This window comes from Pseudomonas sivasensis (assembly GCF_013778505.1).
GTDB lineage: Bacteria > Pseudomonadota > Gammaproteobacteria > Pseudomonadales > Pseudomonadaceae > Aquipseudomonas > Aquipseudomonas sivasensis.
Map to the genome: position 1 here is coordinate 249,480 of NZ_JAAOWU010000003.1, position 18,565 is coordinate 268,044.

The 18,565-nt window shown below is 59.4% G+C and carries 17 protein-coding genes; 9 read left to right on the top strand and 8 right to left on the bottom strand.

What is annotated here, in order from left to right; all coding sequences use genetic code 11:
* Positions 1 to 22 precede the first annotated feature (22 nt).
* Positions 23 to 205 carry a hypothetical protein gene (locus G9Q84_RS07490; RefSeq protein ID WP_032890986.1) on the bottom strand — a complete coding sequence of 61 codons (183 nt, stop codon included), beginning with the start codon at positions 203 to 205 and terminating at the stop codon, positions 23 to 25.
* 363 nt (positions 206 to 568) lie between these two features.
* The gene (locus G9Q84_RS07495; protein WP_032890988.1) at positions 569 to 880 is read right to left on the bottom strand and encodes an Mpo1-like protein; all 312 of its coding nucleotides are present in this window, start codon (positions 878 to 880) and stop codon (positions 569 to 571) included.
* 162 nt (positions 881 to 1,042) lie between these two features.
* Here G9Q84_RS07495 and G9Q84_RS07500 point away from each other — a divergent pair, with 162 nt between their 5' ends.
* Positions 1,043 to 2,101, top strand: coding sequence for an AraC family transcriptional regulator (locus G9Q84_RS07500; protein ID WP_032890989.1), 1,059 nt, complete (start codon positions 1,043 to 1,045; stop codon positions 2,099 to 2,101).
* Here the strand turns inward: G9Q84_RS07500 and G9Q84_RS07505 are convergent.
* From G9Q84_RS07505 to G9Q84_RS07530, 6 genes are all read right to left on the bottom strand, one after another.
* Positions 2,058 to 3,512 (bottom strand): TrkH family potassium uptake protein, encoded by a 1,455-nt coding sequence (locus tag G9Q84_RS07505; RefSeq protein ID WP_032890990.1) that lies wholly within the window; start codon positions 3,510 to 3,512, stop codon positions 2,058 to 2,060. The genes G9Q84_RS07500 and G9Q84_RS07505 overlap by 44 nt on opposite strands.
* A 258-nt stretch (positions 3,513 to 3,770) precedes the next feature.
* The gene (locus G9Q84_RS07510) at positions 3,771 to 5,114 is read right to left on the bottom strand and encodes an imelysin family protein (protein WP_032890991.1); all 1,344 of its coding nucleotides are present in this window, start codon (positions 5,112 to 5,114) and stop codon (positions 3,771 to 3,773) included.
* Between the two features lie 126 nt (positions 5,115 to 5,240).
* A complete protein-coding gene (locus G9Q84_RS07515; protein WP_181643067.1) occupies positions 5,241 to 7,292 on the bottom strand; it encodes a putative bifunctional diguanylate cyclase/phosphodiesterase in 2,052 nt (683 codons plus the stop codon).
* Positions 7,293 to 7,805: 513 nt separating this feature from the next.
* Entirely contained in the window at positions 7,806 to 8,402 is a 597-nt protein-coding gene (locus G9Q84_RS07520) for a superoxide dismutase (protein ID WP_032862548.1), read from the bottom strand.
* A 177-nt stretch (positions 8,403 to 8,579) separates the two neighbouring features.
* A complete protein-coding gene (locus G9Q84_RS07525; protein WP_032890993.1) occupies positions 8,580 to 9,182 on the bottom strand; it encodes a LysE/ArgO family amino acid transporter in 603 nt (200 codons plus the stop codon).
* Positions 9,183 to 9,187: 5 nt separating this feature from the next.
* Positions 9,188 to 9,589, bottom strand: a complete 402-nt coding sequence (locus G9Q84_RS07530) for an ACT domain-containing protein (protein ID WP_032890994.1) — start codon at positions 9,587 to 9,589, stop codon at positions 9,188 to 9,190.
* A gap of 97 nt (positions 9,590 to 9,686) precedes the next feature.
* On the opposite strand from G9Q84_RS07530, the gene G9Q84_RS07535 reads away from it, so the two are divergent.
* From G9Q84_RS07535 to G9Q84_RS07570, 8 genes are all read left to right on the top strand, one after another.
* Positions 9,687 to 10,580 carry a LysR family transcriptional regulator ArgP gene (locus tag G9Q84_RS07535; RefSeq protein ID WP_032890995.1) on the top strand — a complete coding sequence of 298 codons (894 nt, stop codon included), beginning with the start codon at positions 9,687 to 9,689 and terminating at the stop codon, positions 10,578 to 10,580.
* Between the two features lie 52 nt (positions 10,581 to 10,632).
* Positions 10,633 to 11,631, top strand: coding sequence for an NAD-dependent epimerase/dehydratase family protein (locus G9Q84_RS07540; protein ID WP_032890997.1), 999 nt, complete (start codon positions 10,633 to 10,635; stop codon positions 11,629 to 11,631).
* A 126-nt stretch (positions 11,632 to 11,757) separates the two neighbouring features.
* Complete coding sequence (locus G9Q84_RS07545; RefSeq protein ID WP_032890998.1) at positions 11,758 to 12,603, top strand: ATPase; 846 nt, start codon at positions 11,758 to 11,760, stop codon at positions 12,601 to 12,603.
* Positions 12,604 to 12,853: 250 nt separating this feature from the next.
* Positions 12,854 to 14,113 (top strand): D-mannose isomerase, encoded by a 1,260-nt coding sequence (locus G9Q84_RS07550; RefSeq protein WP_122756148.1) that lies wholly within the window; start codon positions 12,854 to 12,856, stop codon positions 14,111 to 14,113.
* Positions 14,114 to 14,217: 104 nt separating this feature from the next.
* Positions 14,218 to 15,504, top strand: coding sequence for an ABC transporter substrate-binding protein (locus G9Q84_RS07555; protein ID WP_181643068.1), 1,287 nt, complete (start codon positions 14,218 to 14,220; stop codon positions 15,502 to 15,504).
* 80 nt (positions 15,505 to 15,584) lie between these two features.
* Positions 15,585 to 16,493: a carbohydrate ABC transporter permease gene (locus G9Q84_RS07560; protein WP_003175732.1), complete on the top strand. Its 909-nt coding sequence runs from the start codon at positions 15,585 to 15,587 to the stop codon at positions 16,491 to 16,493.
* Positions 16,486 to 17,331 carry a carbohydrate ABC transporter permease gene (locus G9Q84_RS07565; RefSeq protein WP_032891002.1) on the top strand — a complete coding sequence of 282 codons (846 nt, stop codon included), beginning with the start codon at positions 16,486 to 16,488 and terminating at the stop codon, positions 17,329 to 17,331. Before G9Q84_RS07560 ends, G9Q84_RS07565 begins: the two co-directional genes overlap by 8 nt.
* Positions 17,332 to 17,333: 2 nt before the next feature.
* Positions 17,334 to 18,494, top strand: a complete 1,161-nt coding sequence (locus tag G9Q84_RS07570) for an ABC transporter ATP-binding protein (protein ID WP_032891003.1) — start codon at positions 17,334 to 17,336, stop codon at positions 18,492 to 18,494.
* Positions 18,495 to 18,565: the final 71 nt, after the last annotated feature.

Here is an 18,565-nt window from a genome sequence, read left to right on the forward strand (position 1 = left end):
AAAACGTCAGATCAAAAAGACGTCAGGTTTTGGTCGGGGCCAGTAATTGGGTGGTGACCAGAGCAGCCAAGGCGTTTTCCTGGGTACCGAAGCGCTTGAGTAGTACGGCTTGCTTGTCCGCGCTGAGGCGGTTCCACACTTCGACCATCTGCAAGGCAGCGTCGAGTACGGCGGTGTCCGGGGTATTGGGGAGGGTATCGGTCATGGCGGGGATCTCGGAGGATTCAGGCAGTGTGGAAAGCGCTCAAAGCTGCGCTTTCCACACGGTCTGGTACGGCGTCAGTCCTGGCTTTTGCTGTCGACTGGTTTTGCTTCTTTGGCCTCAGGCTGCTTCGCGCTGGCCTGCTGCGGTGTTGGCTGCTCAGTTTCGTGCAGGCTTGGGAAGGGGAGATTAGGTATCTCGTGCATCGTCGTCGCTCCTCGCAAGGTCTGTTTTTTCAATCGCAGGTGATTTCGCGCTCTCAAAAAGCTTTGGCAGGATACAGCACTGTAAATGACAAAAAGACTTTTATATCGGCGGATGCACGAACCTTTATGGCTTCACGCAAGTGACAAGAGGTCACACCGTTCAGAACGGCACCTTGCCCAGGATCATGTCGCGGTACATCACAAAATCTCCCAGCAGGCTGTAGAACGGGTGCTGAAAGGTTGCCGGGCGGTTCTTTTCGAAGAAGAAGTGTCCGATCCAGGCAAAGCTGTAGCCGGCAATCGGCACTGCCAGCAATAGGCCTAACGACCCCCTGCCAATGGCATAGGCCAAAATACCGATCACGAGGGTGGTGCCGATAAAGTGCAGGCGGCGGCAGGTGCTGTTGGCGTGTTCGGCCAAATAGTAAGGGTAAAACTCGGCGAAGCTATTGAATCGCTTGACGTTTTCCACGGTGACCGGCCCTTTTGATTGTTGTGCCGCCCAACAGATGTTCGGCGGGGAGCTTATTTGAGTCTAGAGTGATCAGTGGTAACAGCCAGTGACATTAGATGCCACTTTAGTATCCTTGGATTCCTGGCTGCCGTTATGAGCCTGCTTTATTAAGAAGACGCCATGAGCGAACGAACAACTTCTGCAAGCTGGGCGATGGGGATAGTCAAGGCACTGGAAATGGATGGTCTGGATTGCCGCGCCCTGTTCAAGCAACTGGGCCTTGACTACGCCGCCCTCAATGACCCCGATGCTCGGTTCCCGCAAGACTCCATGACGCGCCTGTGGCAACGGGCGGTCGAGCTGTCGGGCAACCCCGCGATTGGCCTGAACATGGGCAAGGTAGTGCGCCCGGCGTCGTTTCATGTGGCGGGTTATGCGTTGATGTCCAGTAACACCCTGGCCGAGGGCTTCATGCGGCTGGTGCGTTACCAGCGGATCATTGCCGAAAGCGCCGACTTGAGTTTCCGACTGCTACCCGAAGGCTATGCGCTGATTCTGACGGTGCATGGCGATCATCTGCCGCCCACAAGGCAAAGTGCCGAAGCCTCTCTGGCCTGTGCATTGGCACTATGCGGCTGGCTGACCGGCCGTACCTTGCAGCCGCGTAAAGTCATGTTGCAAGGTGAACAACCGGCGGATCTGGAGCCTTATAAGCAAGCTTTCCATGCACCATTGGAGTTCAACGCGCCCTATGACGCGTTGATTTTCGAACGTGCCGACATGGACGCACCGCTGCCGACGGCCAACGAGGCGATGGCGTTGTTGCACGACCGTTTTGCCGGTGAATACCTGGCGCGCTTTTCCGAGAGCCGCGTGACCCACAAGGCGAGGCAAGTGCTGTGTCGTCTGCTGCCCCAAGGCGAACCCAAGCGTGAAGTGGTGGCCCAGACGTTGCACCTGTCCCAGCGCACCTTGCAGCGGCGTCTGCAGGAGGAGGGCACGAGTTTTCAGACCCTGCTCGACGACACCCGCCGCGAACTCGCCGAGCAATACCTGGCACAGCCGAGCATGACGCTGCTGGAGATTGCCTACCTGCTGGGCTTTGCTGATCCGAGCAACTTCTTCCGCGCGTTTCGCCGCTGGTTCGATACCACGCCCGGCGAATACAGGGCGCGGTTGCAAGACACGTCGACCGTCAGTGACGCCAGAACGCCGGGATGCACAGAACAAAGACTGTGATGATCTCCAGCCGGCCCAGCAGCATGCCCAGGGACAGGATCCACTTGGCCGCATCCGGCAGACTGGAGAAGTTGCCCGCCGGGCCGATCGTTTCCCCAAGGCCAGGGCCGACGCCGGAGACGGTACTTGCGGCGCCGGTGAGTGCGGTCATCCAGTCCAGGCCCAGGAGCGACAGGGCTAACGCGATAGCGCAGATGGTAATGGCAAAGAAAAACGAGAAGGTCAGGATCGAGCGCACGATCTCTTCGTCGAGACGGTGGCCGTTGTACTTCTGCTTGATCACCGCGCGCGGGTGAATCAGCTGGTTCAAGTTGGCCTTGAGCAGGATATAGGCGACCTGGAAGCGGAAGATCTTGATCCCACCGGCGGTGGAACCTGAACAGCCACCGATAAAGCCCAGGTAGAAGAACAACATCAGTGAGAAGTTGCCCCACAGGCTGTAGTCCCCCAGCGCAAAGCCGGTGGTCGTGACGACTGAGGTGACGTTCAACGCCACGTGCCGCAGTGCATCCAGCCAGTGCAGGTTGGTGGTCCACCAGTACCAGGTGCCGAGTACCAGCCAGGTCACTACCAGCAAACCGAGCAAGCCCTGTACCTGCTGGTCCCTGAGCAGCGCCCGGCGGTTGCCGCGTAAAGTGGCGACGTACAGGGTGAATGGCAGGCTGCCGAGGATCATCACCACCACCGCGACCCAATGCACCGCCGGTTGTTTCCAGTGGGCCAGGGATTCGTCGGAGGTAGAGAACCCACCGGTGGAAATCGCCGACATCGCATGGTTGATCGCGTCAAACAGGCCCATGCCGGCCCACCAGAACGCCAGGCTGCCGAGGATGGTGATGCCTACATACGCCGCCACAATCAGCCGCGCCACCATGTGTGAGCGGGGCATAACCTTTTCCGAACGATCCGAGGACTCGGTCTGGAACAGGCGCATGCCGCCAATGCGCAGCAGCGGCAGGATCGCTACCGCCATGCCGATAAAGCCGATACCGCCCAGCCAGTGCAGCAGCGAACGCCACATCAGGATGCCCGGCGACATGCTGTCCAGCCCGCTGAGCACCGTAGAACCCGTGGCAGTAATGCCGGACATGCTTTCGAAAAACGAGTCGGTGTAGCTGATGTGCTGGGTCAGCAAAAACGGCAGCGCGGCGAACACACACACCACCACCCAACTGGTGACCGTCAGCAGGTACATGTCCCGCGGGCGCAGGTGCACGTGCTCCGGGCGACCGGGGATTACAAGGGCAAGGCCGGCGATAAAGGTGATGAGGCTGGCCCACAGGAACGAGGGCAAGTCGCTGGTGCGTTCGAAGATCACCAGGGTGGCCATGGGCACGACCATGGCGATCGCGAGGGTGATCAGGAAGATGCCGATGATGAAACCGATGATGCGTAGGGTCGGCAACGCCATGAAATGAGCTCGAAATAGGGCAGAGGCGTCATTCTACCTAGGGTGCAGGGCATGTAAACCGGGCCTTGAAAGCGACGCAAATCAAATGAGGGAGGGGGCTTGCCCCCGATGGCGGTGTGTCAGCGAAGAAAATATCTGCTGAACCAGCGCTATCGGGGGCAAGCTCCCTCCCGCATTGGTTCCTGAGTGTTGGTACTGCTGTGAAAGGCAGGTAAAAAAAAGGCGACCCGAAGGTCGCCTCATTCAACGCGGCACTGATCAGAACTCGTGATCAGCGTTATCCGGGTTCAGGTCGCTGATGCCCAGCTTGCCCGCTGCGGCTTCGATCGAACCGGTCTGCTTGACCAGCGAAGCAATCGCGTCGCGCACGATTTGGTTGCCTGCGTCGTTGCCGGCCGCGATCAACTGGTCGTAGTGCTCACCTTTGTTGGCATGATCAACGATGACCTGCATCTTGGCTTCGGTCGCAGCCAGGTCGGCCTTCAGAGCGGTGTCGGCAGCCGGATCGGCCTTGGCTACCAGGGACGACAGGCTCGCGCCGGTCATCTTGGTGCCGTCGACGCGGGTGTATTCGCCCAAGTAGACGTTGCGGATGCCCTTGGCGTCGTAGAACTGCGAGTTGTGGGTGTTATCGCTGAAGCAATCGTGTTCGTCTTCCGGCGAGTTGGCTTCCAGGGAAACCTTCATGCGCTCACCGGCCAACTCGCCCAGGGACAGGCTGCCCATGCCGAACAGCATTTTGCGCAGGCCGTCGGTGGCAGGTTCTGCCTCCAGGGTGGCGCGGTAGTTGTCTTCGACGTTGGGTTTCCAGTTGCCGACCATTTCCTGCAGGTCGCTGACCAGCAATTGGGTCACGGCGCTGAGGTAGGCACGACGACGCTCGTTGTGGCCGCCAGTGGCGCCATCACCGGTCAGGTAGTCCGAGGCAGGACGGTTGCCGGCGCCAGGGCCGGTGCCGTTCAGGTCTTGGCCCCAGAGCAGGAATTCGATGGCGTGGTAGCCGGTGGCGACGTTGGCTTCGGAACCACCCAGCTCGTTGAGACTGGCGAGTTTTTCCGGGGTGATGTCCTTCACGTCGATCTTGTCTTCGCCGACCTGGATCTCGGTGTTGGCGATGATGTTGGCAGTGGCGCCAGGGTTACCCAGGGCGTGCTCGTAGGATTTGTCGACGTAGTCGATCAGGCCTTCGTCCAGGGGCCAGGCGTTAACCTGACCTTCCCAATCATCAATGATGGTGTTGCCGAAGCGAAACACTTCGCTCTGCAGGTACGGCACGCGCGCTGCAACCCAAGCGGCACGGGCGGCTTTCAGGGTTTCGTCGTTAGGCTTGGCGAGGAAGGCGTCGATCGCGGTTTGCAGGGTTTTTGCGGTGGATTCGGCATCGCTGTACACCGCGAAGACCATATCGGCGTAATGCGCGACAACGGCCTTGGCAGCCGCTTCGTCGACCTGACCGGCAGGAGTGGCAGCCGCTGGAGCGGTGGTGCTGGCGGCCGGGGTCGGCGCCTGGGGCGCTGCGGCCTTGTCTTTACCTTCGCCGCAACCGGCGAGAGAAATGGCAATGGCCAGCAGACTGGCGGTGGCCAGGGGCATACGAATCATGGCGAACATCCTGCTTCGGTTGTTAATAGGGCACGCGAGGGCGCGCAAAACTGCAACATAATGCGAAAGATTTGCATTTTGTGTAAAGGGTTAAACGCGGGAAATATTCAGTATCGTTTTGCCCCGTCAGAGAATGGCTGCGTTATTACGCTCAGCCTGCTTCAGAAAAACTGCCAGCTCCCGGGCCTGCAAGGGTTTGCTGTAGTAGTAGCCCTGACCTTCATGACAGCCCTCAGAGATGATGTAGGCTTCTTGCTCGGCGGTTTCCACGCCTTCAGCGATGACCTGCATGCCCAGGCTTTTGCCCAGTTGGATAATCGCCCGCACGATGGTGGCATCGTCGTCGTCGTCCAGCAGGTCTTGGACGAAGCTTTTGTCGATCTTGATCTTGTCCAGCGGCAGGCTCTTGAGATAGCTGAGCGATGAATAGCCGGTGCCAAAGTCATCGATGGCGATCAACGCCCCGGAGCGGCGCAGGCTCAGCAGGTGTTGGGCGGCGGTGCTGATGTCTTCCATCAGCCCGGTTTCGGTAACTTCCAACTCCAGGCTGCGCGGCGGTAAACGGTAAATCTGCATCAGGTTATTGACCACCCGCGGCAATTCGGCGTGGTGCAACTGCACGGTGGAAAGGTTGACCGCCATGCGCAGGTCGATGAAGCCCTGGTCATGCCATTCGCGCAATTGCCGGCAAGCCTGGTCCAGCACCCATTCGCCGATCGCAATAATGGTGCCGTTCTGTTCGGCCAGCGGGATAAACAGGTCCGGCGGCACCAAGCCGTGTTCTGGATGTTGCCAGCGGATGAGCGCTTCCACACCGACCACATGCTGGTCGCGATAGCTGATCTGCGGTTGGTACACCAGGTGAAACTGGTCACGTCCCAGGGCGTCCCGCAGGTCTTTCTCCAACTCACGGCGACGGCGCATCTCGCTGTCGACGCTGGCGATATAAAACTGATAGCGGTTGCGCGAACGGCTCTTGGCCAGGGTCATGGTCTGTTCGGCTTTTTGCAGCAGCTTCTCGGTGCTGTCGCCGTCTTCCGGGAACAGGGTGATGCCGATGGTGGCCCGCAGGCGAATCTGTTCGTGGTCGAGGGCGAATTCCCCTTCCAGATCGTCGAGGATACTTTGCGCCAGTTCGGCGGCTTCATAAGGCTGTTCGATATCGGCCTGTACCAGGGCGAACTGGTCACCCCCCAAGCGGGCGAGCGCGCCGAGGCGGCCGCTGTGGGCCCGCAGACGGTCGGCCAGGGCGAGTAGCAATTTATCGCCGGCCTGGTAGGTGAACTGCTCGTTTACGCTTTTAAAATCATCCAGCCCCACGCACAACACCGCTACGCGGCGCTGACGGCGGCCGGCGTCGATCAGGATCTTGTCCAGTTGCTCCTGCAGTTTCTGGCGATTCGGCAGGCCGGTCAGGAAATCATACTGGGCCATGCGCAGCAGGCTGCTTTCTGCTTCGTGGCGCAGATGGGTATTACGTTCGATAGATTCGAGTAACTGATTGGCGGTATTGATCCACAACCCTAATTCGTTGCGTTCATGGCCCTTGAGCTGCGGGATCTTGTGTTCGCTGGGGCGGTCAGGGTTGATCGACGTCAGGTGCCCGATAATCCGCGACAGCGGCTTGGTCAGCAGCCAGTGATACACCAAGTACAACACCAGGCCCATGGCCAATGCGCGTAATACCCCGGAAATAAAGATGATCACTGAGCTGACAATAAAGCCTTTGCCATAGGTGGCGGTGTCGAGGGTGATGCTCAGGTCGCCGTAGTACTCGCTGTAGGGGCCTTTGCCGACCAATGCGGTGGTGAACGTGCGCTCCTGTCCCAGAATCAGGTCGGTCAACCAGCGGCTGGAGGAATGCTGCAAAGCGCGGCTTTTTTCCGCGAGCATGGTTTCGTTGGGATGGCCGATGGAGGCCATGCGCACGGCATCGTCCTGAAACAGACCTTCAATCACCTGCATACCCATCTCGCGGTCCAGGCTGTAGACAGCCTGGGTCGAGGGGTCGCGGAACATGTCGAGGATGCGCTGGGCATCTTCGGCCACGGCATGGCGCGTCTTGTAGGCATCGAAAACGATCTGCGCCACGCTCAGCGCAACGCCCACGATCAATGCCGACAGCAGCACAACCCGTAGCAACTTCACCGACAAGCTGTTTTTGAGTTCCAGCTTCAAAGGGGCATTCCTTGTCTCATGCGGGTGGCCTTCAATATGCCATGAGTATTGGCAATCTGGTGATGGCAGTCAAAGGAACATTGCAGTGAGAAGGGGATGGATGTTTTGTTCGGGCAGGGGGCAGGAAAACGGCGGATTTGATCCGCCGTTATTTGTTACGCGTGCGAGTGCGAAGGGGCGTCAGCGGGTGGCGGATTAAAACTCAATCTTTGGCGGGGCTGGTGGCTGTTGATCCGCCCCTAACTGAGGGGCCTTGGCGCCCAATATGTCCTTAACCACATCCATCCCTATTTCCGCCGCTTTACCCAGGACAGGCAAGAGCGCGGAGGCTGCGCCGCCGATCATCGACATTGGATTCATCACTGATTCTCCGACATTGAGTGAGAGGTGTATTCCTCTCACCGGTTGGGTGGCGTATTCCTCTTATTGAGTTCCGCACTTCCCGGTCGGTCCAGAGTCGACGCCCACAAAAAAGCCCGGCAATCGCCGGGCTCTTTCTACTGCAAGGGTTGCTTAGGCAGTGAAGGTCTTGCCTTCGAACTGCTCAGCCACGAACTTCCAGTTGACCAGGTTCCAGAACGCTTCCACATACTTTGGACGTACGTTGCGGTAGTCGATGTAGTAGGCGTGTTCCCATACGTCGCAGGTCAGCAGCGGGGTGTCGCCGCTGGTCAGCGGGTTGCCGGCGCCGATGGTGCTGGCCAGGGCCAGGGAACCGTCAGCCTTTTTCACCAGCCAGCCCCAACCGGAACCGAAGGTGCCGACGGACGTCTTGGTGAACTCTTCCTTGAACTTGTCGAACGAACCGAACGCAGTGTTGATGGCTTCAGCCAGCGCGCCGGTTGGTTGGCCGCCGGCGTTTGGCGCCAGGCAGTTCCAGTAGAAAGTGTGGTTCCAGACCTGAGCAGCGTTGTTGAAGATGCCGCCCGAAGAAGATTTGACGATCTCTTCCAGAGTCTTGCCTTCGAACTCGGTGCCAGGCACCAGGTTGTTCAGGTTCACGACGTAGGTGTTGTGGTGCTTGTCGTGGTGGAACTCCAAGGTTTCCTTGGAGATGTGCGGCTGCAGGGCATCGTGTGCGTAGGGCAGCGGCGGCAATTCGAAAGCCATGATGATTCTCCTAATCAGGTCAGTTGCGGTGAGCGCAAGGCCGATCACGGGCGGCCAAACAAGCGCCGGGGAGTTTGTACTCTTTGCGGCGCAGGGGCAGGATCATAGCACCGGGGGTGCGGCAAAACCACGCAACAACTGTGTGGGATAGAGGTTCCAGAGCCTTTTGGAATAAGTTCATGGCGCGCTTATTAATTGGTAAGCCACGCTGAACATCATCACTGCCACCACCAAGTCCAGCAGCCGCCATGTGGCCGGGCGTGCGAGCCAGGGGGCCAGCCACGCGGCGCCGAGTGCCAGGGTGGCAAACCACAGGAATGATGCACTTGCGGCCCCTGCTACGTAGGCGCCAGGTTCGGTCTGTTGCGCGCCGAGTGAGCCGATCAGCAGCACCGTGTCCAAGTAAACGTGAGGGTTGAGCAGTGTCACCGCCAAGGCACTGAGCATCACCGCGCGCAACGAGCGCACTTTGAGGTTGCCGCCTTGTTCCAGGCTCTGTGTCGAGAACGCCCGACGCAGTGCCAGGGTGCCGTACCACAACAGGAAGGCCGCGCCGCCCCAGCGGGCAACTGCCAACAGCAGCGGGTTCTGCGCAAGGACCGTGGCCAGGCCGAACACCCCGGCCGCCACCAGTAGCGCATCACACACCACGCACAACGCCGCCACTGGCAGGTGATGTTCACGGCGCAGGCTTTGCGCCAATACAAAAGCGTTCTGCGTACCGATGGCCATGATCAGGCCCAGCGCCACCAACAGCCCATTCAGATAGCTTTGCCACATAGGGTTTACTCCGAGTCCGTAGCCAGTTGCCGCAACACATGCATCGCGCGTTCTGCATCGGCACGGCCGACAAACAGATGGTCGTGGTAGTAGCCGGCAATCACGTTACAACTGATCCCAGCCTTGCCCAGCGCACTGGCGAAGGCGGCCGTCAGGCCAACGGCTTCCAGGGCTGAATGCACATTCAGGGTGATCCAGGCGGCTACGTAATCGAAGGCCAACCCAGCGTGTTCGGCTTGCTGGCGTTCCAGGATCAGCGTCAGGCCTTCCTGTTCACGGAAGCTGCCGATCACTTCGCATCCTGCCGGGATGTTGTGATCGGGCAGGGTGCAGAACACGTAATCACCGTCATTGAGGTGAGGGCTCATACTGCGCAACAGGGTTGCCAGGGCGGTTTCGCCAGCCATGTGAGATTCCTTAATAGAGGTAAGCAATGCTGGTCATTCTCACGGGCTTACCTGTATAAGAAAAACCAATACTGCTGATCGCTCATTAGAGAAACTGATGTTCGACTATAAATTGCTTTCCGCCCTGGCGGCGGTGGTGGAACAGGCTGGCTTTGAACGAGGCGCCCAAGTGCTGGGGCTGTCGCAATCGGCGATTTCCCAGCGCATCAAATTATTGGAAGCGCGCATCGGCCAGCCGGTGCTGGTACGCGCCTCACCGCCGACGCCGACCGATATTGGCCGACGTCTGCTTAACCATGTGCAGCAGGTGCGCTTGCTGGAGCGCGATCTGCAAAGCCAGGTGCCCGCGCTGGACGAAGAGGGCATGCCCGAACGCCTGCGTATCGCCCTCAATGCCGACAGCCTTGCCACGTGGTGGGCTGAGGCCGTCAGTGACTTCTGCGCCGAACAGCATTTGCTGCTGGATCTGATTGTGGAAGACCAGACCGTTGGTCTCAAACGCATGCGCGCCGGTGAAGTGGCTGCGTGTATCTGCGCCAGCGAACGTCCGGTGGCCGGCGCCCGCAGTCTGTTGTTGGGCGCCATGCGCTATCGGGCCCTCGCCAGCCCGGCCTTTATTGCCCGTCACTTTCCACAGGGAGTGCGCGCCGATCAACTGGCCCGCACACCAGCGCTGGTGTTTGGTCCGGATGACTTCCTACAGCACCGCTACCTGGCATCCCTCGGCGTGGACGGTGGTTTCGAACACCACTTATGCCCATCGTCCGAAGGCTTTATCCGCCTGGCGGAATCCGGGCTTGGCTGGGGGTTGGTGCCTGAACTGCAGGTGCGCGACCAGCTGGAAAAGGGTGTGCTGGTGGAGTTATTGCCAGATAAGCCCATCGATGTGCCGTTGTACTGGCATCATTGGCGCAGTGGCGGGCAGTTGTTGGGCCTGCTGACCGATCACTTGGCCCACGCATGTGGCCAATGGTTGGTGCCGTTGGACTGAGAGCGGTCGTCAAGGCAACAGCGATGAAAAACGAAAGAACACGGGGTAATACATGAAGATTCTGGTCACCGGCGCAAGCGGCTTCATCGGCGGGCGCTTTGCGCGTTTCGCCCTGGAGCAGGGCCTGGACGTGCGGGTCAACGGGCGGCGCGCCGAGGGTGTGGAACACCTGGTACGGCGCGGCGCCGAGTTTATCCAGGGTGATCTGAACGACGCCGACCTGGTGCGCGACCTGTGCCGCGATGTCGAAGCCGTGGTGCACTGCGCGGGTGCGGTGGGACTGTGGGGGCGTTACCAGGACTTTCACCAGGGCAACGTGCTGGTCACCGAAAACGTCGTTGAAGCCTGCCTTAAACAGCGGGTTGGGCGCCTGGTGCACCTGTCGTCGCCTTCGATTTATTTTGATGGCCGCGATCATCTGGGCCTGACTGAAGAACAAGTGCCAAAACGCTTCAAACATCCCTACGCTGCGACTAAATACCTGGCGGAACAAAAGGTTTTCGGTGCCCAGGAGTTCGGCCTTGAAGTGCTCGCCCTGCGCCCGCGTTTCGTTACTGGTGCCGGGGACATGAGCATTTTCCCGCGCTTGCTGAAAATGCAGCGCAAGAAGCGCCTGGCGATCGTCGGCGACGGCCTGAACAAGGTCGACTTCACAAGTATCCATAACCTCAACGAAGCCCTGCTCAGCAGTTTGCTGGCCCCCGGTTCGGCGTTGGGGCGGGCCTACAACATCAGCAACGGCGCGCCAGTGCCGGTGTGGGATGTGGTGAACTACGTGATGCGCCAAATGGAACTGCCCCAGGTCACCCGGTATCGGTCCTACGGCTTGTCCTACAGCGTGGCGGCGCTGAACGAGGCAGTCTGCGCACTGTGGCCCGGGCGCCCCGAGCCGGCGTTGACGCGTCTGGGCATGCAGGTGATGAACAAAGATTTCACCCTCGACATCAGCCGCGCCAGGCATTATTTGGATTACGAGCCGAAGGTCAGCCTGTGGACCGCCCTCGACGAGTTCTGCAGTTGGTGGAAGGCGCAGGATCCGGGGCTCAAATAAGGTCACACCAGGCAACACATCGGGAACCGAATTCAGGGTTCCGGGTCGATCAGTGCGACGGGGCTGGGGTTTATACTCCCGTCGCTCGGCCACCAGCCAGCTAACTCACCGATTCAGGGTTGATTCATGCGTAACGATGCTAAAGACGATTTCGACAACGTTCCCAGCCTGCGGGCCGATCATGGGGATGACGATGATTTCGAACCTTCCCCGGCCACCTCGGTGCGTTCGCGCAACGTGCCGGTCGTCAAGGTCAAGGGCGCCAGCACCGGCCCGCTGTGGGCATTGATCGGCGCTCTGCTGATCGCCTTCGCCGGCCTGGCCTGGTGGAGCTTCCAGCAGATATCCCTGATGGGCCAGCAGTTGGTTGCCACCCAGGAAAGTTTTGCGCGGATCAGCGAAGAAGCGGCGGGGCGCCTGCAGGATATCTCCGGCAAGGTGGTAGCCAGCGAAGCCAGCGTGAACAACGGCAGCGAAGCATTGAAACTGCAGATCAAGCAGTTGGAAAGCCAACTGCTGGAGCAGGGCAAGCAGCAACTCGGCGTAGCCGGCCAGGCCACCGAACTGGACAAGCGTCTTGCACAAATGACGTCCAGCACCAACGAGCTGTCGAGCGCTAATGCCAAGCTGCAAGGTCAGGTGCAGGCCCTGACTGACGCCGTAGCCAGCCTCAAGGCTGCGCAAGGTGATGCAGGCAAGCGCGACGGTGAGATAAAGGAGTTGGTCGCCGACGTTGCCGCGCTGAAAAAACAAGGCAACCCAAGCGCCGCCATCGCCCGTCTTGAGCAGGATTTGGTTGTGCTCAAAAGTGCGCAGGACAACCAGCCGGCCAATAACGATGCGCCGACCAATAAAGAGTTCGATGTGTTCCGCATCCAGACCACCCGCAATATCACTACCCTGCAAAGCCAGGTGCAGAACCTGCAACAACAGCTCAACGCACCGGCGAAGATCACCCCTCTGGGTCAATGACCAAAACCGGCCCTAATGTGGGAGGGGGGTTGGTCCCGATGGCGGTGGATCAGTCAATAGATGTAACGACTGACACTCTGCTATCGGGAGCAAGCCCCCTCTTACATTTGGATTGGATGTTTAGGGTGGAATAATGCTCACCTATAACATTGTCACTGCTTGGTGACATTTACCTTCCCCTTCGTTACTTGCCCTCATCTCGCCCTTGTTTAGACTCCGGTCACCCCACAAAAAATAATAAGGGCCACCCATGACTACGCAACGACTGCCTGCCAGCAGTTGGCTGAATGCACCTGCCCATCACGCTTGGCTCGCCGCCGAAGGGCAGCGCTTGCTGGCATTCGCCAAGGCCTCGCGTCTGCCTGAAGGTTTTGGCAACCTCGACGAAAAAGGCCAACTGCCAGCCAATGCCCACGCCGAAACCATGAATACCGCACGCATGACCCACAGCTTCGCCATGGCCCATGCCATGGGCTTGCCGGGCTATGCCGAACTGGTTGAGCACGGTGTTGCGGCCCTCAGTGGCCCTTTGCGTGATAGCAAACACGGCGGTTGGTTCGCCACGCCTCAGGCCTTCGATGGCAATACCGGCAAGGCCGCCTACCTGCATGCTTTCGTCGCCCTGGCAGCCAGTTCTGCCGTGGTGGCGGGCGCGCCTGGTGCGCAAAACCTGCTCAATGATGCGACCCACATCATCGACCAGTTTTTCTGGAGCGAAGACGAGGGCGTTATGCTCGAGTCCTTTGCTCAGGATTGGAGCGGCGTTGAAGCCTATCGCGGCGCCAACAGCAATATGCACGCGACCGAAGCCTTCCTTGCCTTGGCCGATGTGACGGGCGATACCCGCTGGCTGGACCGTGCACTGCGTATAGTCGAGCGCGTGATCCACACCCACGCCGCCAGTAACCAGTTTATGGTCATCGAGCATTTCGACCCGCACTGGCGCCCGTTGCTGAACTACAACGAAGACAACCGCGCCGACGGCTTCCGCCCCTACGGCATCACCCCAGGTCACGGTTTTGAATGGGCGCGGCTGGTGCTGCACCTCGAGGCCGCCCGCCTGCAAGCGGGGCTGGCCACGCCGGATTGGTTGGTGAGCGACGCCAAAGGCTTGTTCGCCAGCGCCTGCGAATACGCCTGGGCCGTGGATGGCGCCCCCGGCATCGTTTACACCCTGGACTGGAACCACCAGCCGGTGGTGCGCGAACGCTTGCATTGGACCCACGCCGAAGCCTGCGCCGCAGCCCAAGCCTTGCTTAAACGCACTGGCGAACTGCATTACGAAACCTGGTATCGGCGCTTCTGGGAGTTCTGCGAAACCCACTTTATCGACCGCATCCACGGCAGTTGGCACCACGAACTCAACCCGCATAACCAGCCCAGCAGCACTATCTGGGGTGGCAAGCCGGACCTGTACCATGCCTGGCAAGCGGTGGTGCTGCCTGCACTGCCCTTGGCACCGAGCATGACCAGCGCATTAAGCGCTGGGCGCTATGTCACCAACTGGTGACATTTGTGCGTCCCTTTGTTACCCGCGCTCGAAAAAACCATGTTTAAACTCCGTGCAGCGCAAGCTCTAGACTTGCATGCATAACAACAAGAAAAGGTATTCAGATGAACGCGATTAATCGCCTCGCCGTAGCTATTTCCGTTGCCTCGTTGTTTCCCCTCAGTGCATTTGCCGCCGACTCCAAAGGTACGGTTGAAGTTGTGCATTGGTGGACCTCGGGTGGCGAAAAAGCGGCTGTAGATGTCCTGAAGGCCCAAGTCGAGAAAGACGGCTTCACCTGGAAAGACGGTGCCGTTGCAGGCGGCGGTGGCGCCACTGCCATGACCGTGCTCAAAAGCCGCGCGGTCGCCGGTAACCCTCCCGGCGTTGCCCAGATCAAAGGCCCCGATATCCAGGAATGGGCGTCCACTGGCCTGCTCGACACTGACGTGCTCAAAGACGTCGCCAAAGAAGAAAAATGGGACTCCCTGCTCGACAAGAAAGTCTCCGACACTGTGAAGTACGACGGTGACTACGTCGCCGTGCCGGTCAACATTCACCGTGTGAACTGGCTGTGGATCAACCCGGAAGTCTTCAAGAAAGCCGGTATCACCAAGAACCCAACCACCCTCGAAGAATTCTACGCAGCCGGCGACAAGCTCAAAGCTGCGGGCTTTATTCCGCTCGCCCACGGTGGCCAGCCTTGGCAGGACAGCACCGTGTTCGAAGCGGTCGTGCTCTCGGTGATGGGTGCCGATGGCTACAAGAAAGCCTTGGTTGACCTGGATAACGCCGCGCTGATCGGCCCGGAAATGGTCAAGTCCCTCACCGAGCTTAAGAAAGTCGCGACCTACATGGACGTCGATGGCAAAGGCCAGGACTGGAACCTCGAAGCCGGCAAAGTCATCAACGGCAAGGCCGGTATGCAGATCATGGGTGACTGGGCCAAGTCCGAATGGACTGCCGCCAAGAAAGTCGCCGGTAAAGACTACGAGTGCGTAGCCTTCCCGGGCACCGACAAAGCCTTCACCTACAACATCGACTCCCTGGCGGTGTTCAAGCAGAAAGACAAAGGCACCGCTGCCGGTCAGCAGGACATCGCCAAAGTCGTGCTGGGTGAAAACTTCCAGAAAGTGTTCAGCATCAACAAGGGTTCGATCCCTGTTCGTACTGACATGCTCAATGAAATGGACAAACTCGGCTTCGACTCCTGCGCCCAGACCGCTGCCAAGGACTTCCTGGCAGACGCCAAGTCTGGCGGCCTGCAGCCAAGCATGGCGCACAACATGGCCACCACACTGGCCGTGCAAGGCGCGTTCTTTGATGTCGTGACCAACTTCATCAACGACCCGAAAGCAGACCCGGCCGACACCGCCAAGAAACTCGGCGCTGCGATCAAGTCAGCCAAGTAAAAGCTGACCTTGTGAGGGGGACCCCTAACCCCTCACAAGGCCTGTTCCTGTAGTCCTTTTTCCCTGTATTGGATTTCCCCATGAGTTCTGTTGCTGTGTTCAGCAAAGCCTCGCCGTTCGATGCACTGCAGCGCTGGCTACCCAAACTGGTGCTGGCGCCCAGCATGTTCATCGTCTTGGTGGGCTTCTACGGCTACATCCTGTGGACGTTTGTGCTGTCGTTCACCACATCCACGTTCTTGCCCAGCTACAAATGGGCGGGTCTGGCGCAGTACGAGCGTTTATTCGACAACGATCGCTGGTGGGTGGCGAGCAAGAACCTGGCGCTGTTTGGCGGCATGTTTATCGGCATCACCTTGGTGATCGGCGTGACGCTGGCGATTTTCCTCGACCAGAAAATCCGCCGCGAAGGCTTCATCCGCACCATTTACCTGTACCCGATGGCGCTCTCGATGATCGTCACCGGTACCGCCTGGAAATGGCTGCTCAACCCGGGCATGGGCCTGGACAAACTCCTGCGTGACTGGGGCTGGGAAGGCTTCCGTCTCGATTGGCTGATCGACCCGGATCGTGTGGTCTATTGCCTGGTAATCGCCGCTGTGTGGCAAGCCTCCGGATTCATCATGGCGATGTTCCTCGCCGGTTTGCGTGGCGTTGATCAATCGATCATCCGCGCCGCGCAAATCGACGGCGCGAGCCTGCCGCGCATCTACTGGAGCGTGGTGCTGCCGAGCCTGCGTCCGGTGTTCTTCAGTGCGGTGATGATCCTGGCGCACATTGCCATCAAGAGCTTCGACCTGGTGGCGGCGATGACCGCGGGAGGTCCGGGCTACTCGTCCGACCTGCCGGCGATGTTCATGTATTCGTTCACCTTCAGCCGTGGCCAGATGGGCATGGGGTCGGCGAGTGCAATCCTGATGCTCGGTGCGATCCTCGCGATCATCGTGCCTTACCTCTACTCCGAGCTGAGGACCAAACGTAATGACTAGTCTCGCCTCTAAACCGTCCATCAGCCTGAGCCGTATCGCGATTTACGCGGTGCTGATCCTCGCCGTGCTGCTGTACTTGGTGCCGCTGGTGGTGATGCTGCTCACCAGCTTCAAGACCCCGGAAGACATCACCAACGGCAACCTGCTGAGCTGGCCCACCGTGGTCACCGGCATCGGCTGGGTCAAGGCCTGGGACACCGTCGATGGTTACTTCTGGAACTCGATCAAGATCACCGTTCCGGCTGTACTCATTTCCACCGCCATCGGCGCATTGAACGGTTATGTGCTGTCGTTCTGGCGCTTCCGTGGCTCGCAGCTGTTCTTCGGTCTGCTGCTGTTCGGCTGCTTCCTGCCGTTCCAGACCGTGCTGCTGCCCGCGTCGTTCACCCTCGGCAAGATGGGCCTGGCCAGCACCACCACAGGCTTGGTGTTCATCCATGTGGTTTACGGCCTGGCGTTCACCACGCTGTTCTTCCGTAACTACTACGTGAGCATTCCGGATGCGCTGATCAAGGCTGCGCGCCTGGACGGTGCAGGATTCTTCACCATCTTCCGTCAGATCATTCTGCCGATGTCGACGCCGATCATCATGGTCTGCCTGATCTGGCAGTTCACTCAGATCTGGAACGACTTCCTGTTCGGCGTGGTGTTCTCCAGTGGCGACTCCCAGCCCATCACGGTGGCGCTGAACAACCTGGTCAACACGAGCACCGGGGCCAAGGAATATAACGTGGATATGGCGGCGGCGATGATCGCCGGGCTGCCGACCCTGCTGGTCTATGTGATCGCAGGCAAGTATTTCGTGCGCGGCCTGACGGCCGGCGCGGTCAAGGGGTAATCATGGCTACGCTTGAACTTCGCAATGTAAACAAGACCTATGGCGCCGGCCTGCCCGACACCTTGAAGAACATCGAACTGTCGATCAAGGAAGGTGAATTCCTGATCCTGGTCGGCCCTTCGGGTTGCGGTAAATCCACGCTGATGAACTGCATCGCCGGTCTTGAGACCATCACCGGCGGCGCGATCATGATCGGTGATCAGGATGTGAGCGGCATGAGCCCCAAGGATCGCGACATCGCCATGGTGTTCCAGTCCTACGCGCTGTACCCGACCATGAGCGTGCGCGAGAACATCGAGTTTGGCCTGAAGATCCGCAAGATGCCGCAAGCCGACATCGACGCCGAAGTGGCGCGCGTGGCCAAGCTGCTGCAAATCGAACACCTGCTTAACCGCAAGCCGGGCCAACTCTCCGGCGGCCAGCAACAGCGCGTGGCCATGGGCCGCGCCCTGGCGCGTCGGCCGAAGATTTACCTGTTCGACGAACCGCTATCCAACCTCGACGCCAAGCTGCGCGTCGAGATGCGCACCGAAATGAAACTGATGCACCAGCGTCTGAAAACCACCACCGTCTACGTGACCCACGACCAGATCGAAGCCATGACCCTGGGCGACAAAGTGGCGGTGATGAAGGACGGCATCATCCAGCAGTTCGGCACGCCGAAAGAGATCTACAACAACCCGGCCAACCAGTTCGTGGCGAGCTTCATTGGTTCGCCACCGATGAACTTCGTACCTCTGCGCCTGCAACGCAAGGACGGTCGCTTGGTGGCACTGCTCGACAGTGGCCAGGCCCGTTGTGAGCTGGCGCTGAACGTGACGGATGCGGGGCTTGAAGACCGCGACGTGATCCTGGGCCTGCGCCCGGAGCAGATTATGTTGGCGACAGGCGAGGGCGACAGCGCATCGAGCATTCGTGCCGAAGTTCAGGTCACCGAGCCAACCGGACCGGACACCCTGGTGTTCGTGCAACTCAATGACACCAAGGTCTGCTGCCGCCTGGCGCCCGATGTGGCACCCCAGGTGGGCGAGACCCTGACCCTGCAATTCGATCCGGCCAAGGTGTTGCTGTTCGACGCCAAGACGGGGGAGCGTCTGGGCACTGCTGCCTCAGTGCCGACACAGGGACATGCCGATAACGTGGCTCAGTTCAAGGGTCGCTGAACGATATAAGTCGTTGTTTTAGTTAAAAAATGTAACCCGCGTTAGATAAAAACAGTTTAATAACAATAAAG

Excerpts from the sequence above, each read along its gene's own strand:
- G9Q84_RS07490 (WP_032890986.1), bottom strand. The coding sequence starts at position 205 with ATGACCGATACCCTCCCCAATACCCCGGACACCGCCGTACTCGACGCT.
- G9Q84_RS07500 (WP_032890989.1), top strand. The coding sequence starts at position 1,043 with ATGAGCGAACGAACAACTTCTGCAAGCTGGGCGATGGGGATAGTCAAG.
- G9Q84_RS07505 (WP_032890990.1), bottom strand. The coding sequence starts at position 3,512 with ATGGCGTTGCCGACCCTACGCATCATCGGTTTCATCATCGGCATCTTC.
- G9Q84_RS07510 (WP_032890991.1), bottom strand. The coding sequence starts at position 5,114 with ATGATTCGTATGCCCCTGGCCACCGCCAGTCTGCTGGCCATTGCCATT.
- G9Q84_RS07520 (WP_032862548.1), bottom strand. The coding sequence starts at position 8,402 with ATGGCTTTCGAATTGCCGCCGCTGCCCTACGCACACGATGCCCTGCAG.
- G9Q84_RS07525 (WP_032890993.1), bottom strand. The coding sequence starts at position 9,182 with ATGTGGCAAAGCTATCTGAATGGGCTGTTGGTGGCGCTGGGCCTGATC.
- G9Q84_RS07530 (WP_032890994.1), bottom strand. The coding sequence starts at position 9,589 with ATGGCTGGCGAAACCGCCCTGGCAACCCTGTTGCGCAGTATGAGCCCT.
- G9Q84_RS07535 (WP_032890995.1), top strand. The coding sequence starts at position 9,687 with ATGTTCGACTATAAATTGCTTTCCGCCCTGGCGGCGGTGGTGGAACAG.
- G9Q84_RS07540 (WP_032890997.1), top strand. The coding sequence starts at position 10,633 with ATGAAGATTCTGGTCACCGGCGCAAGCGGCTTCATCGGCGGGCGCTTT.
- G9Q84_RS07545 (WP_032890998.1), top strand. The coding sequence starts at position 11,758 with ATGCGTAACGATGCTAAAGACGATTTCGACAACGTTCCCAGCCTGCGG.
- G9Q84_RS07550 (WP_122756148.1), top strand. The coding sequence starts at position 12,854 with ATGACTACGCAACGACTGCCTGCCAGCAGTTGGCTGAATGCACCTGCC.
- G9Q84_RS07555 (WP_181643068.1), top strand. The coding sequence starts at position 14,218 with ATGAACGCGATTAATCGCCTCGCCGTAGCTATTTCCGTTGCCTCGTTG.
- G9Q84_RS07560 (WP_003175732.1), top strand. The coding sequence starts at position 15,585 with ATGAGTTCTGTTGCTGTGTTCAGCAAAGCCTCGCCGTTCGATGCACTG.
- G9Q84_RS07565 (WP_032891002.1), top strand. The coding sequence starts at position 16,486 with ATGACTAGTCTCGCCTCTAAACCGTCCATCAGCCTGAGCCGTATCGCG.
- G9Q84_RS07570 (WP_032891003.1), top strand. The coding sequence starts at position 17,334 with ATGGCTACGCTTGAACTTCGCAATGTAAACAAGACCTATGGCGCCGGC.